The organism is Simkaniaceae bacterium (assembly GCA_021734805.1).
GTDB lineage: Bacteria > Chlamydiota > Chlamydiia > Chlamydiales > JACRBE01 > Amphritriteisimkania.
On record JAIPIG010000019.1, the window covers coordinates 27,424 to 42,319 of the forward strand.

Annotated in this window: 15 protein-coding genes; 6 read left to right on the forward strand and 9 right to left on the reverse strand. The window is 40.4% G+C overall.

The window, feature by feature from the left end; translation table 11 throughout:
- The first annotated feature begins 10 nt into the window (after nucleotides 1-10).
- The gene (gene rpsJ, locus K9M07_04945) at nucleotides 11-331 is read left to right on the forward strand and encodes a 30S ribosomal protein S10 (GenBank protein ID MCF7852568.1); all 321 of its coding nucleotides are present in this window, start codon (nucleotides 11-13) and stop codon (nucleotides 329-331) included.
- Between the two features lie 85 nt (nucleotides 332-416).
- Here rpsJ and K9M07_04950 read toward each other — a convergent pair whose 3' ends face one another.
- From K9M07_04950 to K9M07_04960, 3 genes are read right to left on the reverse strand one after another with little or no spacing between them, the layout of a single operon-like run.
- The gene (locus tag K9M07_04950; protein MCF7852569.1) at nucleotides 417-758 is read right to left on the reverse strand and encodes a hypothetical protein; all 342 of its coding nucleotides are present in this window, start codon (nucleotides 756-758) and stop codon (nucleotides 417-419) included.
- Between the two features lie 4 nt (nucleotides 759-762).
- Complete coding sequence (locus K9M07_04955) at nucleotides 763-1,233, reverse strand: hypothetical protein (GenBank protein ID MCF7852570.1); 471 nt, start codon at nucleotides 1,231-1,233, stop codon at nucleotides 763-765.
- A gap of 1 nt (nucleotide 1,234) precedes the next feature.
- Nucleotides 1,235-2,302, reverse strand: coding sequence for an FtsW/RodA/SpoVE family cell cycle protein (locus tag K9M07_04960; protein ID MCF7852571.1), 1,068 nt, complete (start codon nucleotides 2,300-2,302; stop codon nucleotides 1,235-1,237).
- Nucleotides 2,303-2,595: 293 nt separating this feature from the next.
- Here K9M07_04960 and K9M07_04965 point away from each other — a divergent pair, with 293 nt between their 5' ends.
- On the forward strand, nucleotides 2,596-3,309 hold the full coding sequence (locus K9M07_04965) for a biotin--[acetyl-CoA-carboxylase] ligase (protein MCF7852572.1): 714 nt from the start codon (nucleotides 2,596-2,598) through the stop codon (nucleotides 3,307-3,309).
- Nucleotides 3,310-3,312: 3 nt separating this feature from the next.
- Here K9M07_04965 and K9M07_04970 read toward each other — a convergent pair whose 3' ends face one another.
- From K9M07_04970 to K9M07_04980, 3 genes are read right to left on the reverse strand one after another with little or no spacing between them, the layout of a single operon-like run.
- On the reverse strand, nucleotides 3,313-4,095 hold the full coding sequence (locus K9M07_04970; GenBank protein ID MCF7852573.1) for a NifU family protein: 783 nt from the start codon (nucleotides 4,093-4,095) through the stop codon (nucleotides 3,313-3,315).
- Nucleotides 4,095-5,189: an aminotransferase class V-fold PLP-dependent enzyme gene (locus K9M07_04975; GenBank protein ID MCF7852574.1), complete on the reverse strand. Its 1,095-nt coding sequence runs from the start codon at nucleotides 5,187-5,189 to the stop codon at nucleotides 4,095-4,097. Before K9M07_04975 ends, K9M07_04970 begins: the two co-directional genes overlap by 1 nt.
- A gap of 3 nt (nucleotides 5,190-5,192) precedes the next feature.
- Complete coding sequence (locus K9M07_04980) at nucleotides 5,193-5,873, reverse strand: 2,3-bisphosphoglycerate-dependent phosphoglycerate mutase (GenBank protein ID MCF7852575.1); 681 nt, start codon at nucleotides 5,871-5,873, stop codon at nucleotides 5,193-5,195.
- A 179-nt stretch (nucleotides 5,874-6,052) separates the two neighbouring features.
- On the opposite strand from K9M07_04980, the gene K9M07_04985 reads away from it, so the two are divergent.
- The 4 genes from K9M07_04985 (at nucleotide 6,053) to glgP (ending at nucleotide 11,699) form a co-directional block, all read left to right on the forward strand.
- Nucleotides 6,053-6,751 carry an rRNA pseudouridine synthase gene (locus K9M07_04985; protein ID MCF7852576.1) on the forward strand — a complete coding sequence of 233 codons (699 nt, stop codon included), beginning with the start codon at nucleotides 6,053-6,055 and terminating at the stop codon, nucleotides 6,749-6,751.
- A gap of 199 nt (nucleotides 6,752-6,950) precedes the next feature.
- Nucleotides 6,951-7,625: a TIGR00153 family protein gene (locus tag K9M07_04990; protein MCF7852577.1), complete on the forward strand. Its 675-nt coding sequence runs from the start codon at nucleotides 6,951-6,953 to the stop codon at nucleotides 7,623-7,625.
- 6 nt (nucleotides 7,626-7,631) lie between these two features.
- Nucleotides 7,632-9,074, forward strand: a complete 1,443-nt coding sequence (locus tag K9M07_04995; protein ID MCF7852578.1) for an inorganic phosphate transporter — start codon at nucleotides 7,632-7,634, stop codon at nucleotides 9,072-9,074.
- Nucleotides 9,075-9,146: 72 nt separating this feature from the next.
- Nucleotides 9,147-11,699 carry a glycogen/starch/alpha-glucan family phosphorylase gene (gene glgP / locus K9M07_05000; protein MCF7852579.1) on the forward strand — a complete coding sequence of 851 codons (2,553 nt, stop codon included), beginning with the start codon at nucleotides 9,147-9,149 and terminating at the stop codon, nucleotides 11,697-11,699.
- A gap of 39 nt (nucleotides 11,700-11,738) precedes the next feature.
- Here glgP and K9M07_05005 read toward each other — a convergent pair whose 3' ends face one another.
- The 3 genes from K9M07_05005 to K9M07_05015 form a co-directional block, all read right to left on the reverse strand.
- Complete coding sequence (locus K9M07_05005) at nucleotides 11,739-12,236, reverse strand: hypothetical protein (protein ID MCF7852580.1); 498 nt, start codon at nucleotides 12,234-12,236, stop codon at nucleotides 11,739-11,741.
- A gap of 300 nt (nucleotides 12,237-12,536) precedes the next feature.
- Nucleotides 12,537-12,896: a hypothetical protein gene (locus tag K9M07_05010; GenBank protein ID MCF7852581.1), complete on the reverse strand. Its 360-nt coding sequence runs from the start codon at nucleotides 12,894-12,896 to the stop codon at nucleotides 12,537-12,539.
- Between the two features lie 6 nt (nucleotides 12,897-12,902).
- Complete coding sequence (locus K9M07_05015; protein MCF7852582.1) at nucleotides 12,903-14,693, reverse strand: hypothetical protein; 1,791 nt, start codon at nucleotides 14,691-14,693, stop codon at nucleotides 12,903-12,905.
- Nucleotides 14,694-14,896: the final 203 nt, after the last annotated feature.

The following is a 14,896-nucleotide window of genomic DNA, read 5'->3' on the forward strand; positions in this document are numbered from 1 at the left end:
TAATTCGGATATGACAAAACAACATCCAAATAAAAAAATACGTATCAAATTGAGGGGCTATGACCAGAGAGTCCTCGATCGCTCAACACTTGATATTGTTGAAACAGCTAAGCGCACAGGTGCAAGAGTTGTAGGCCCTATCCCTTTGCCTTCAAGAAGAGAAATTTACACTGTCTTGAGATCTCCACACGTTGACCGTAAATCACGCGAGCAATTTGAAATGAGAACTCATGTCCGTGTATTAGATATTTTAAATCCAACACCCGATACAATTGACAAACTCAAAGTATTGCCCGTTGCGGCCGGTGTTGATATCAATATCAAAGCCTAACGGTAGATCTCCTGCTATATAAAAAAACCACAGTCTATTTGACTGTGGTTTTTTTTGTCCACGAACGGAGGGGGTTTTTAATGTTTTAACCACCCTGGTCGGGGAACATATCATCTGAGTAGACTTCGTCATAGGCAGGTGGATTCTTATAGCGAACATACTTGTTCACGATTTTGCCATCGCGCACAACAAAAAAGTATTTCCGCATTTCAACCGTATCCGTTCCCATTTTGATCCGCTCGACATATTCATAGACAATCCGATTCCCCTCTTTTTTTGTTTGAATCGGTTTACCATATTTCTTTTCAACTTCTTGAATCGATGTCCCTACTTGAATATTAGAAAAATCATCAATCGTCATGAGTGCACCATGGGCGCATCCGACTATGAGCGCCGCAAGCAAAGGTAAATACCGCATTTTCATCATTCTTTTATTCCTTCATTTCTGTTTTTGAAGGAGCTAGTTGTTTCCAGATCTTTCCTTCAATCGTTGTACGTAAATCTTCTTGTGTGATGAACTCCGCTTTAATGTGATATGTCTCATCATCTTGAAGTTCATAGAATTCATATCCTTCAAAACCAAGGTCATTTTTTCTAAACTCCCAACCGATAAAACGGTCATCGACCATTCCCCGGCCACTCACCTCACCCCAAGCTTGGTTCTCTAACACCACATCGAAATGCTTTTTATCAAAATTGGTGAATAGAAAGTGATTGTACATGACATCGGTATGACCGGCGATTTGAATTTCTTGCGTCGCCTCAAACTCCATTAGTTCGTGGTCAATCACAAGAGATCTCCATCGCATAAAATAAATAAGTCGATCCGATAAGGCATTCATATCAATATTGCCCTCTCCAATCCAACATCCGGGATTAAATATAAATAAATGATGATACATACTAAAACATATACCTTCTTGAATAAATGCTTTGTAATATTCCGAGAGCGCTCATCGTCACTAAAACAGATGAACCTCCACATGTAATCAGAACAAGCGGTACGCCTGTAATGGGTAAAAAACCCACCATCATCCCGATATTAATGATGACATGCATCGAAATATATACGGCAATCCCTGCAGACAGCAAACGACCGAAGTCATCCTTAGCAACTGCCGTAACTTGAAAGCTAAAATAAATAAGTGCAAAAAACAAGCCTAAAAGCAAAAAAGCGCCTAAGCACCCAAATTCCTCAACAAAAACGCAAAAGACCGAATCGCTATAACCGAATGGCAACCATTTTTTAGCGGTATACTCACTTTGATGCCAACCGGAGCCGGTCATTCGTCCAAGAGCAATCGCCGTTTGACCGGCCTGCTGGTGATACGTATTGGGGTTGAGCCTCTCATATTGGTATTCTTTTAAGACTTTAGTCATCGCAGGTTTCAATTCTTCATGCGAAAGAATGCCACTAAACAAGCTAATCACAAATCCAAATACAACCACACCAATCATTGATAATGCAATCATTATTTTGCGATTCACTCCCCCAAAATAAAACATAACATACATCATCGGCAGCAATACAAGCGCCGTTCCTAAGTCGGGTTGTTTTAAGATTAAAACAAACGGAATAAAGACAATGAGTGATGATTGTAAAAAAACAGACAATCGATGGGCCTTTGCTTTGTGCCTTTCGAGAAAAAAGCTCAGCATCATGATCACGCCCAATTTCGCAAATTCAGACGGTTGTATTGTAAATGGAATCAATGGCAATTTATACCAACGATGAACATTTTGAATCGGTGATGTAAAAAACAATCCAACAAGCAGGATCAGCATTCCAATATATAAGAGCCAAGCATAGCTGCGTAATTTTCTGTAATCGATACATGCAAAAAAGAAATAGGCAAAGAGCCCTAATAAAAAGGCGCGCAACTGTCCCATAACCTCTCGCGTAACATAGACCTCTTCACCCGGCTTGAACTCTGCCGTCGAAGAAGAGATCACCATTAAACTAATGATCATCAAGCATAAAATAATGGGCAGCGCCTTAAAATCTAATCTTTTAAGCACCTTGGCATCAAAAAACAATGACTTTCCTTTTCTCAACTTTGCATATACCGAAATGAGTTGAAGAATTGGGGTTTTAGCTTTGATGGCGCTTCGAATTTTTATCAGGCTTTAGCCGGCTTAATTTTTTAATCCTATTGAAGATAGGTCAAAAAATTAAGGGTAAAAAGTCGAAGATGCCGGCGAAGATAAAAACCAATTCTTCAATTTATTTCGGTATAAATAGTGTTTTGATCTATTATTACCGTATGATTGAAAAAATAACACCCATTTTCCTAGAGCGCATTGATTCAACCACTCGCTATGCCAAAGAGCATTATGCTCAATTTGATGCCGGTGAATTAGGCGTCATTTATACCTCTCATCAAACACATGGTCTTGGGACACACAACCGCGCTTGGATTTCTTTACCACATCAAAATCTTTTAACAACATTTTGCTTTGACTATCAAGAAGAAAGATACCCCCATCAATATACGCAAATCCTCAGTATCTGCGTGATTGAACTTTTAGCAACTTTTGGAATCCGCGGCCAAATCAAATGGCCCAATGATCTTATTGTGAATGGAAAAAAAATTGCGGGAATTTTAGCCGAACCGATTCAAGATCATCATGTGATGTTGATTGGTATTGGGCTCAATGTCAATATGCAAGACACCTCAATGATCGACCAACCTGCGACATCGATCTTTTTAGAAAATCATCGCGAATACGATATAGCGCACGTCGTTGAAATGCTCGCCCAATCCTTTGCAGAAAAAATCAATCAATTCCACCAAGAGGGCTTTAGCCCTATTTTAAAGATTTATGACCGGCATCTCGCGTTTGTCAATCAGCTTGTCCGCGTTGATGGAATCGAAGGTTATGTCCGCAGTATTTCCAAAGAGGGCTTTCTCCTCCTCGAAGATCTTCACTATAAAGTGCACTGCATCCAATCGGGCAGCTTGAGACATCTGACCTGAGTTTTAAGGAACAAATGTGAGGGTTGACGTATCGGGGATGACAGCGATATTTTCATTTACTTTTGTTTGTAAGTGAGATTGAATCGCAGAGAGCGTGGCTCCCGTTGCCGAATAGCATGATGTGCAATTCCCCTGATAAGTAATCGTAATTTGATACCCATCAATCTTCGTAATCTCAACCCCCCCCGCATCGAGTTCAATATAGGGACGAATATCCTTTTCAATGACTTCTTCAATAATGGCTTTTTTCTGCGCATCATTGAGATCATTAAAATGAGGAAAGGCGGGCGCCTCATTGCCTTTTTCTCGATCGAAAGGAACAGGTGGAACATAATTGATGGCAAAAGGAATATCCTGACATCCCTCTAACGCCTCCATTAAGGCTGAAAGGGCCAAATTGAGATGGGGATAGGTTTCAGGAGGAAAGGCATTTTGATCTTCGCGCTCGCGCACCTGTTTATCAATAAGATCTGCCGTCATGCGAGAGGCTTGATCATAGTTCTTTCTCAACACAAAATTGCACAGAATTTGTAGAGATCCGATCAGAGCGCTATCACCAAAAGCTTGAAATTTTGCATCGGCAATGAGCCCATCCTCTTCATCAATAAGCAGATAGATTTTAGCAAAGTTACCGTCCTTCAAACGCCCCGCAGAACCTGAAAGAAGCCGCATTTCACTCATTTGAGCATCTTCAGGCGTAATGGTTCCGGCATTATGGGGATATAAAATTGAAGCTTTCAGCGCTTTGCTATAACGAGACCAAGTAAAGGGGGTAAAAAATTGCATCAGTCTTCCTCCTCAAATGAGAGGCCGCATGAGATTTTTCTCAATTTGTAATAGGTGTCAACAATGATCTCTACCATATAATCAAGTCTCTCTTCATCTCTATCTTGAAACATATTAAAACTTAAAGAAGAGCGGGCTAAAGTGGCATCCATCCCGCACTTTGTCAAGAGATGCTGTAATTTTTGAGTTTCTCCTCCACCCATACTCGCATTGATATTTTGATGGGCTAAATGGAAGAGCATGAGATCTTGCGCAACCCCCGGGAAACAAATCGTCGAAAGATGAGCAACGCGTAGCTGCTGCTCAAAAGGGATCACAACGTCCGGAATGCGGTCTTTTAAAATCGCTTCGAAACGATCTCTTAACCGAGCTGCATTCAGTGTCATAGAGTCGAATTCGCTCTTTAGCGTGCACGCTGCTTTTTTAAATTGAAGTAACTGCTCGGGCTCAAAAGCACCTCCGCGTGAGGGATTAATACGCTCAGCTGTTGGGATGAGCGGAGAAATCTTTTTCCCCTTTTTAACAAATAGAGCCCCTAAGCCTCTTGGCCCACCTATACTTGTTGCATCAAAAGAAATTGTATCTATCGGATACTCATCAAAATGGAAATAGGTTCCCCCAATGGCATCGGAAAGGTTCACATGGAGTAAAATATTATGGCGATGGCAATAGGCGGCAATCTCGGTTATGGGTTGAATGACACCCGTTAACGGATTGACAAGAGAAATAAATAGTATGCTTGTTTTGGGAGATGTATGCAGATTCAATATGCTTGGCGTGATAAGACCTTCCGAATTCACAGACACTTCATCGACACGACATCCCGCCGCTTCTAAACGGGCTGCATTGAGAAGCGTTGAAGCACTTTCCAAATTAGAAATGAGAATCTGATTTTTTCCCGTTTTTAAAATATGCTCAAAATAGACATGATAAAAGACTTGTGTGACGCTCTCGGCATTAGAAGACGTCAATACGAATTGATCATCGGCACTCGCTCCCACAAGATCATATAATGATTCAATAGCAGAGAGGATATCCTCTTGCAATTTTGCATTCTGAAAGGCAGGAGCTGTCAGAGACTCCTTTGTATTCATCAATCAACCTCTTTTCTCATAGCGATCATTGGCATATTCATAGTAAAGCGGCATGCCCGTGGGAATCTCAAAATGTAAAATCTCTTCCTTTGTCATCCCCTCAATTGCATACACAATGGATCGAAGGGAATTTCCATGAGCTGAGATTAAAACATTTTCCCCTCTCTTTAAATAAGGCAAAATATGCTCTTCAAAATAAGGCAAAGTCCTCTCCATTGTCATTTCTAAGCTTTCACCTTCAGGAGGAGCTACATCAAAACTGCGACGCCAAATTTGGACCTGTTCTTTACCAAACCGGGCACGCGCCTCATCCTTATCCATCCCCTGTAAACTGCCATACATTCTCTCATTGAGATGCCAGCTCGTAAATACGGGGATGAGCTGCTCTTTTGCGTTCTCCGAATAAACCCGCGCATTTTTTTTCATCATCGGATCGTCGTGTTGAAACGCAAGCACCCGCTCGTGCGTATGCACACTCATAGCGAGTGTTGCCGTTGTTTGGGCCCGAATCAATACGGAAGTGAATACGGCAGCAAAATCAATTTGATTAATTTGATGACCCGCCTTGATCGCTTCTTCTATCCCCTCAGGGCTCAAAGGAACGTCAATCCACCCCGTAAAAAGATTTTTTTTATTCCAAACTGACTGTCCATGACGCAGTAGTACTAAAATCGCTTTTTTCATATAAAGGCACTCATTATAGCTAATTAGACCATTTCGTTATACCCCTATACCCTATTCGGAGTAAATTAAAAATCTACCTGAGGCTGTAAATTAAAATTTTATATTGGTTGTCACCGGCATCCCCGCTTGGTCGATTGATTTGATTGCATTCATTCCTTGTCTTTGATATGCTCTTTCCTATGAAAAATCGATTATCCAAAGTGATTGCTGCCTGTGGTGTGGCCTCCAGAAGAAAAGCCGAAGAGCTGATCATGGAAGGGCATGTACGCGTTAATAGCCAAACGGTAACCCTTCCTCAAACACCCGTTGAACTGGGTGTTGATCGGATTGAGGTGAAAGGGAAACCCCTCAAAGGGGCCGAAGGGAAAGTCATTTACCTATTGAATAAGCCCCGCGGCTTTATCTGTTCAAGTACGGCTCTCCCGGGAGAACACATCGTGCTCGACCTTTTCCCGTCCCATGAAAAACGACGCCTTTTCACTGTTGGCCGACTCGACAAGGAAACATCCGGTCTATTGATTGTGACAAATGACGGTCATTTTGCCCAAAAATTGATCCACCCTTCTTCAAAAATTGAGAAAGAATACCTCGTTAAAACAACCCATCCGATTCGAGATGAGCAATTTAAGATGATCTGTCAGGGATCATATATCGAGGGGACTTTTATCAAGCCAATTCGAGTCACATTCATTAACAACTATACGGTGAAAATTGCAGTGACTGAGGGGAAAAAACACGAAGTGCGTCTTCTCGTCTCTAATGCAAGACTCAAAATCGACCAACTCAAACGGATCCGTATTGGAAATTTACATCTGGGCAAGCTTCCTCTTGGAATCCCAAGACCGATTAAGCCTTCCGAATTAAGACAGCTTTTTTAGCTCATTTTGAATACGATTAGTTTTTGATAAATACTTTGATTTATCCGCAACAGTCTGATTTTCATACACTTACAGAAACCAATAGATAGATCGGACTTTAACACTAAAATAACCCCTATTATGGCGGGAATGATTCAATTCAGTTTACAAAATCGGGGGGATTGATTAGAATGAGCTCACTTAATTCATGGTGAGATCAATGTTGACAATTGCCAGACTTTTCGGCAAATCCCCTTTTGCCCCTCTCCAGTCCCATATGGAAAAAGTGGGCGCTTGCATCACTAAACTCTCTGAAATCTTTACGGCGATTTTCAATCATCAGCTCGATCAAATTGAGGGTCTCGTGCCCATTTTATCCAAACTGGAGCATGAAGCTGATTTAACCAAAAACGATATCCGCAATCACCTCCCTACAAGCTTATTCTTACCCGTTGACCGCTCTCAAATTCTAGAGATTTTAGCTCTCCAAGATAGTATTGCCGACAAAGCAGAAGAAATTGGATATTTGCTTACTTTGAAGCCTTTTGAACCCATTCGGGAATTGCATGAAGGGCTGAAAGAACTCTTCGATAAAAATATCGAAGCATTTAACGATACGTTAAAGATCACAAAAGAAATGGAACAATTGCTCGAAGCCTCCTTTGGTGGCATGGAAGCGCAACGCGTTAAAGTAATGGTCGATCAAACCTCTTATAGAGAATATGAGTCGGATTTATTAAAACATCAGCTGATGAAGCAATTTTTTGCGCAAGCTGATGCATTATCCACACCTGTTTTTTATATGTGGATCCGTTTGATTGAGGAAATTGGGCAAATTTCCCACCTTTGCGAAAAACTCGCAATAAGAATTCGAATGATTTTAGATTTAAAATAATAACTGATGAGTATTGAACTTCTCTTAATTATTCTTGTCCTCGCAGCAGGCTTTTATATGTCTTGGACTATTGGAGCTAATGATGTCTCCAATGCCATGGGAACGTCTGTTGGTTCGGGGGCTCTAACTTTAAAGCGCGCTGTGATTATCGCAGCTATTTTGGAGTTTTCAGGTGCTGCCCTCTTGGGCTCTAATGTATCTGAAACCCTCCAAAAGGGCATTATTGATCTTAACTTTTTCACCCACGATCCGAGCTCTCTTCTCATCGGAATGTTTTCTGCTCTTCTCGCAACGGCAATATGGCTGCAACTCGCCTCCTTTTTTGGCTGGCCCGTATCGACAACCCACGCCATTGTAGGTGCGATTATGGGATTTGGAATTGTTGTTGGCGGAAGCGCTGCAATCCAATGGAAAGAAGTGCTTTCCATTTCCGTGAGCTGGATTCTATCTCCCGGCCTAAGCGCTTTGATTTCGTTTATCATTTTTAGCGCGGTTCAGAAAAAAGTACTTTATGCCTTTCATCCCATTGACGCGACAAAACGCCTCATGCCCTATCTCGTATTTATCGTACTTTTCACCTTTTTTATTACATTAGGGTTTAGCGGCGTTAAAAATTTTGATATTCATTTTCCTATTCTACTTGTTCTTGGCGGGGCATTTATTATTGCATCTCTTGCCTCACTTTTAACCGCTTTTTTAGTGAAGCACGCCCATGTAGACTCCCAATTTCAAGGTTCAGTTTCTCTAAAACATCGACACCAACTCTTTAGCTTAAACAAAGCATTGAAACATTTACAACGCCTCAAGCTCTCTTCTTCAGGAGAAACGCGGGATGAAGTTTCCGCTGCAGTCAAATCAATGAAAGCCCTATCTGAGAAAATAGCCCAGCAAATGCCCGTGAAAAAAGAGGTCTCCGACTATCAGGTTGTGGAAAAGCTTTTTGGTTACTTACAAATTTTATCCGCTTGTTTCGTTGCCTTTGCGCATGGAGCTAATGATGTGGCCAATGCCATCGGTCCCGTTGCCTCTGCCATTCAAATCATTAAAAACCCTCAAAATCTTGCGCTCAGCGCCAAAATTCCTTTCTGGCTTCTTGCTCTAGGTGGTTTGGGCATTGTGATTGGACTTGCCACGTGGGGATGGCGTGTCATTGAAACCATTGGCAAAAAAATTACCGCTTTGACCCCCTCTCGCGGATTTTGCGCAGAGTTTGGTGCAGCTGCAACTATTTTGCTCGCCTCCAAACTAGGTCTCCCCGTTTCAACAACACACTGTATTGTTGGTGCTGTTTTTGGAGTAGGACTTGCAAAGGGAATTTCTGCGCTCAATCTGAGCATGCTGAAGGATATCATCGCTTCATGGATTATTACACTTCCGTCAAGCGCCCTTTCTTGCATCATCATCTATCTCATTTTAAAAGCAATTATTGGATCCACTGCAATTTTATAGTCATTTGAAATTTTTTTTGATATATCAAGAGAAACTTTCACCATCCATAGGATTTGCTCTGTGACTAACACCATTGATATCCAAAGCGAAGTCATTATTTTAAAAATCAAACATTATCTTTTGACAACAATGGGCCGCACTCTTGAAGGGGCATCCGACATCGAATTTTATAGAGCTCTTTGCTGGTCACTGAGAGAGGAGATTTTGATCAATTGGGCCGCAGCCAACCACACCTATGCTAAAAAAAATGTGCGCAAAATCTATTATATTTCGATGGAATATATGCCGGGACGTCTCCTCGGCAATAACTTGACAAACCTCTGCTCTAATGACCTTGTCTATGCCGTTTTAAAAAAAGTGGATCGGAATTTTAATCTGATGATGCTTATTGAACCGGAAATCGGGATTGGTAACGGGGGGCTAGGTCGTCTTGCCTCTTGTTTTCTCGATTCGCTTGCAACTCAAAAATATCCTGCGATTGGATATGGACTTCGCTATCAATATGGAATCTTTGAACAGGAACTCCTAAATGGGGTTCAAATTGAGCGCCCCGATTGTTGGCTATTATATGAAAACCCTTGGGAATTTCGTCGAGATGCTCAAGCTGCCACCGTTCATTTTCGGGGAGAGCTGCAAAAGCGACTCAATGCAAAAGGTGAAGAAGTTTATGATGTTTCTAATGGAGAAGATGTAAGAGCGATCCCATATGATTATCCCATTGTCGGATTTTCTCGCACTTCAACCTTCCCCGTAACGACACTGCGCATTTGGTCAACAAAAGAATCCCCACGCAATTTCTCACTCCAAAGATATAATGCCGGCGATACGGGAAGCGCTGCTGAAAACACCTCATTGACCGATGTCCTCTATCCCAACGATAATAACGATGTGGGAAAACGGATCCGCCTTAAACAGGAATTCCTTCTCGTGTCGGCAACGCTTCAAGACATCATTGCAGAGCGCCGTTTTTTATATAATACCATCGATGACTTTGCCGATAAGGTCCGCATTCAAATCAATGACACCCACCCCTCTCTAGCCGTCGTCGAGCTCATCCGCCTTTTCATGCAAAATGAGGACAAAACGTTTGATGAAGCGCTTGATATAACACGTACGGTTTGCAGCTACACTAACCACACGGTGATGCGGGAAGCATTAGAAGAGTGGAACATCTACCGCATGCAAGAGCTTCTTCCTCGACAATACCGACTCATTGAACGCCTTAACCAACATTTCCTACATGAAATCCAGGCGCGCTATCCCGATAATAATGATAAAATTAAAATGATGAGCATTTTACATTCCGATCAGGTACGCATGGCCTACCTGACCATCTTCTGCTCTCATAAAGTGAATGGTGTGGCAAAATTACATACGGAACTTCTTAAACAAACTGTCTTTCGCGATATATTTGAAATGTTCCCGGAAAAATTTATCAATGTAACGAATGGAGTCACTCAACGTCGATGGCTTTTGCATTGCAATCCCCTCCTCTCCAACTTCATCACTAAACTGATTGGATTCGATTGGATTGTCGATTTTGCCCAACTTGCAAAATTGGGCGATCGGGCTTCTAATCCTGATGTTCAAAAAGAGTTTCTCAAAATTAAAACGATGAATAAACAATATCTCATCGATCATTTTAGACCTGAGTGCAAAGCAAAATATAATTTTTATCCCGATTTTGAACCTTTCTTAGGGACTGAGGCTCTTTATGATATTCAGATCAAGCGAATCCATGAATATAAACGGCAATTCATGGCTGCCCTTCATATGCTCATGCTCTATTACGACTTCAAAGAAAACCCCTCTGCACGAAAAGTCAAGCGCATGCTCATTTTTGGCGGGAAAGCAGCACCGGGATATCAACTTGCAAAAAACGTGATCCGCTTAATTTATTGCATCAGCCGTATGCTCGAGCGCGATACGGCAGCTCGCGAATATTTGAAAGTCCTTTATATTGAAAACTATAATGTGAGCAAAGCTGAGGTCCTTATTCCTGCAGCTGATGTCTCAGAGCAGATTTCAACGGCTTCAACGGAAGCCTCCGGAACGGGGAATATGAAACTCGCCATCAACGGCGCTCTCACCGTAGGGACAAACGATGGGGCTAATATTGAGATGAAAGAAGCCATCGGAGAGGCATGGTGGCCTTTTGCTTTTGGATCATCGGCAGAAGAAAACCTAACCATGGCTAGAGAGCGAACATACCACCCTCAAGACCTTGCCTATGAAAACCCCAAGATCAATCGAGTACTTGAGGCCCTTATCAATGATTCTCTCACTGAAAATGAAGACGAAAAAAATGCGCTTGCCTATCTTCATGAAAGTATTTTTGAAGGGGTCTATGGTGGAGCTCCCGATCGCTACTTTATTTTAAATGATCTCAATGCCTACTATGAAACCCATAAAAAAGTCGATGAACTCTATCAAGATCCAATGCGCTGGGCAGAATTTGCACTTCGAAACATTGCCGGAATGGGCCTTTTCTCAACCGATGTATCAATACACAATTACGCGACCCAAATTTGGGATCTCTCCCCCTGCCCAACCGATCAAGAAGAAGTGAATCGCATCCGTGAAGAGTATCAAAAAATCGATCAGTGCCGCGTTTATCCCCCTTGAGGTATATTGTACAGCGGGATACCTTCTATTACTTGCATGCTATTTGTCCTTTAGTTCGTCATAGACTTTTTTAGCCAACTCTGTAATCTCTATCCATTTTGGATCTTTGATGATATCTTTATCCTCTAATTTACAATAAAGGCTGTAATTTTCAACAACCTCATAAAAATGAGATAACAGATTGTATTGGTTATCTGTCATTTTCACTTTATTGTCTTTTCTTGCTTCTAAAATTGCTTCCGCATCTTCTAAAAAGAACATAATAGTATCATCATAGCTATCTACAACTTGAGGATCAGACGCCATAATCCATATTCTCTTTTGGTAATCTAAATCGGATATAATTTTTGTTGATTCTAAGACAGATGAAAATACTGGTGAATCAATTTTATTTTTCATCAATATATGAAAAGCTTGATCTGCAGTTGTGCCTTTTCTAATATACACCATCCCAAAACCATTTTTAGAAATTGTCACCTGACAATCTAAAGGAATTCCTTTAGGCCTAGGATACGTCTTAAACCCAGCGCCATGCAAGATTTTTCTTGCTTGAGGCTCACTTAGCTGTTGGTTTTTAAAGGCTTTAGCTAAACTTTGATCAAATCGACCTTCTTGTTTTTTTAATTCTTCAAGTAGCGGACTTGTTTTTCCCCACTATTGATTAGAAACCTTTTTAATCCGTTTTGCTTTTTTTGCATCTTTGATCGCATCGATAGTTAAAACTCTATTTGCCCTGCTGAGATTTTTAAACTCACCTTACGCAAAAATGAAGGATAAAAAGTCGAAGATGCCGGCGAAGATAAAAACCAATTCTTCAGTTTATTTCGGTATAGTCTACTATTTATGATCTTTGTAATAATCAAACACCTTTAAAACCTCATTAGCTATTTCCGTAATCTTGGTCCATTCAGGATGATTAAGCATTGATTCATTATCAACTTCATATTTTGAACAAAATGATTCGAATGCATCCCGAAACTTTCTTAGGATTTGGTATTGTTCATGAGTCAAGCTAAAATCTTTATAATTTTGAATAATTCCATTACCATCTTGGAAAAAATTACATGTTGTTTCATTAAAGTCATCAACTTCAGGCCCCTCTCCTCGTATCCAGATTTTTTTTTGATATTCTTTGTCAGCAATACCCTCTATTGTTTCCAAACAACTTTCCAGTATTTGTTTTCTATCTATATCCATAAAAAATTATTCCCTATAAACAAAATCATCGAAAGATATATGGGCTCCTGCAGCATTTTGATTTACTAAATTTCCATATTCGTCAAAAGCCTTTCCATCCTTCTTTTGAACTATATATGGTTTTTGTTGGTTTAAATTTGGACTATGTGATTTCCCCGGCATTACTCTAACTGAAGCATGTTGATTGGAGGGATGTAAATATTCCATACCACCACTTTTATCAGCAATTTTCACAACCCAATTATTAGGCACTCCCTTTGGTCTAGGAAATGTCTTAAATCCTGCTCCGTGCAAGATTTTTCTTACTTGTGTTTCATTAAGGTTTTGATTCCTAAAGGCTTTAGCTAAATTTTGATCAAATCGACCTTCTTGTTTTTTTAATTCTTCAAGTAGGGGACTTGTTTTTTCCCACCATTGATCAGAAACCTTTTTAATTCGTTTTGCTTTTTTTGCATCCTTGATCGCATCGATTGTTAAAACTCTATTTGCCCTGCTGAGATTTTTAAAATATTTTGCTCCATTCATCACTCCGAGGCAGGCAAGAGAGTCTGTTCCATATTTCCCAATAATATAGCCCATTTTTTCACCACGCGCCTCTTGCGATAAATTAGGCCATCGTTCGACTAGCTCTTTCATTTCAGGCACAACAATCTGCAAAGTATTTAAAACGCCTTCTTGTGAGAGATATTGAATAATCTTTTGACAACTATCAACAAAGTCTTGAGAAACATGAATGGGATCACAAGCAAAAGACCATAACCCATGCGCAAGACCTTTTGCTGACGAATAGATTGAAGGCGCAAGTTCTACGATAGCATCTTTTCCTCCCCCCTGAGCTCCGGTAATTAACCCCTTGGCAAAATCAAAAGATTTTTTGTTTCCGGGATCAATATATTTTAAAGAGCCATTTGAACTGAGGTAATCATCAAGTGACTTCTCAAAATTTCCTTGTTCAAAATAAGCAATAGCTCTGAATAGGTAAGTTTCTTTTTTCTTAGGGTCTATATCAATTGCTTTGCTTAGAGAATGAATCGCTTCATTAAATAGTCCCAGTTCAATTTGAGTTTCCCCAAGCATTTGATATGAAAAATGTTCTTCGCTTCCTCCCTGATCGATAAAATCCCTGATATCAAAGAACGCACTTGAATAATCTCCATTAGAAAAAGATATCATTCCCCTTTGATAATAACTCCCAACCGTACCATGTTCTTTAATGCATCTATCATATAGCAACCATAAGGCTTCCCTGAGTTTTTGTTGCTTTCTCTCGATCAAACTCAATCGACCATCCAACGTACAATACGCAAAGCCTATTTCTCTCTTAATTTTTTCGATTGTTGCTAAAGATTCTTCATTACTTTTTTTAAGACTTTCCGGGTCATCACGAATATTTCCAGGGGGATCAGCTATGTCATCGAGCTCCTCCTGAATCATATGTTCTACGCGACTGGTTGCATCTAGAAAGTAGCAAGTATAGGCTGTTTTCAATCGATTGATGATGAAGTCCAAATCAGAATAGTCTTCCGGATACAACTCCATATCGAATCCACAATTATCAGTATAAAATATACGTATGGGCAGCAATTTCATTTCATCAATTTTATAATTGCATTTAAAATTAAAGTGGCTATTTCGGAATTGATCTCTGCTATATGCCATACCGTAGTGCATAGCTAACGTATAACCCTCAACCTCTTTAGGTAAAAGTTTATAAGCAAATCCAAATTTATATGAATTTTCAAAGTTATAATCTCTTAAATAATCTGTACAACCCAATTCCAGCAAATCATATAGCAAAAAGAAATAATTAATTCTTTCAAACCAAATCTCTGATGCCTCCTCCTCCTCGTCATCATCATCATCCTCGACTTTGCAACTTTTAGTTGCCTAACTCAAGCAGCCTGAAGTACCCGCCTCACTATATCATCCAGCCAATCCACTATTTCCGGAGTTATATTTTCTAAGGAAGGGGTGATTTTGGCCTTCCCGGAAATTAAATT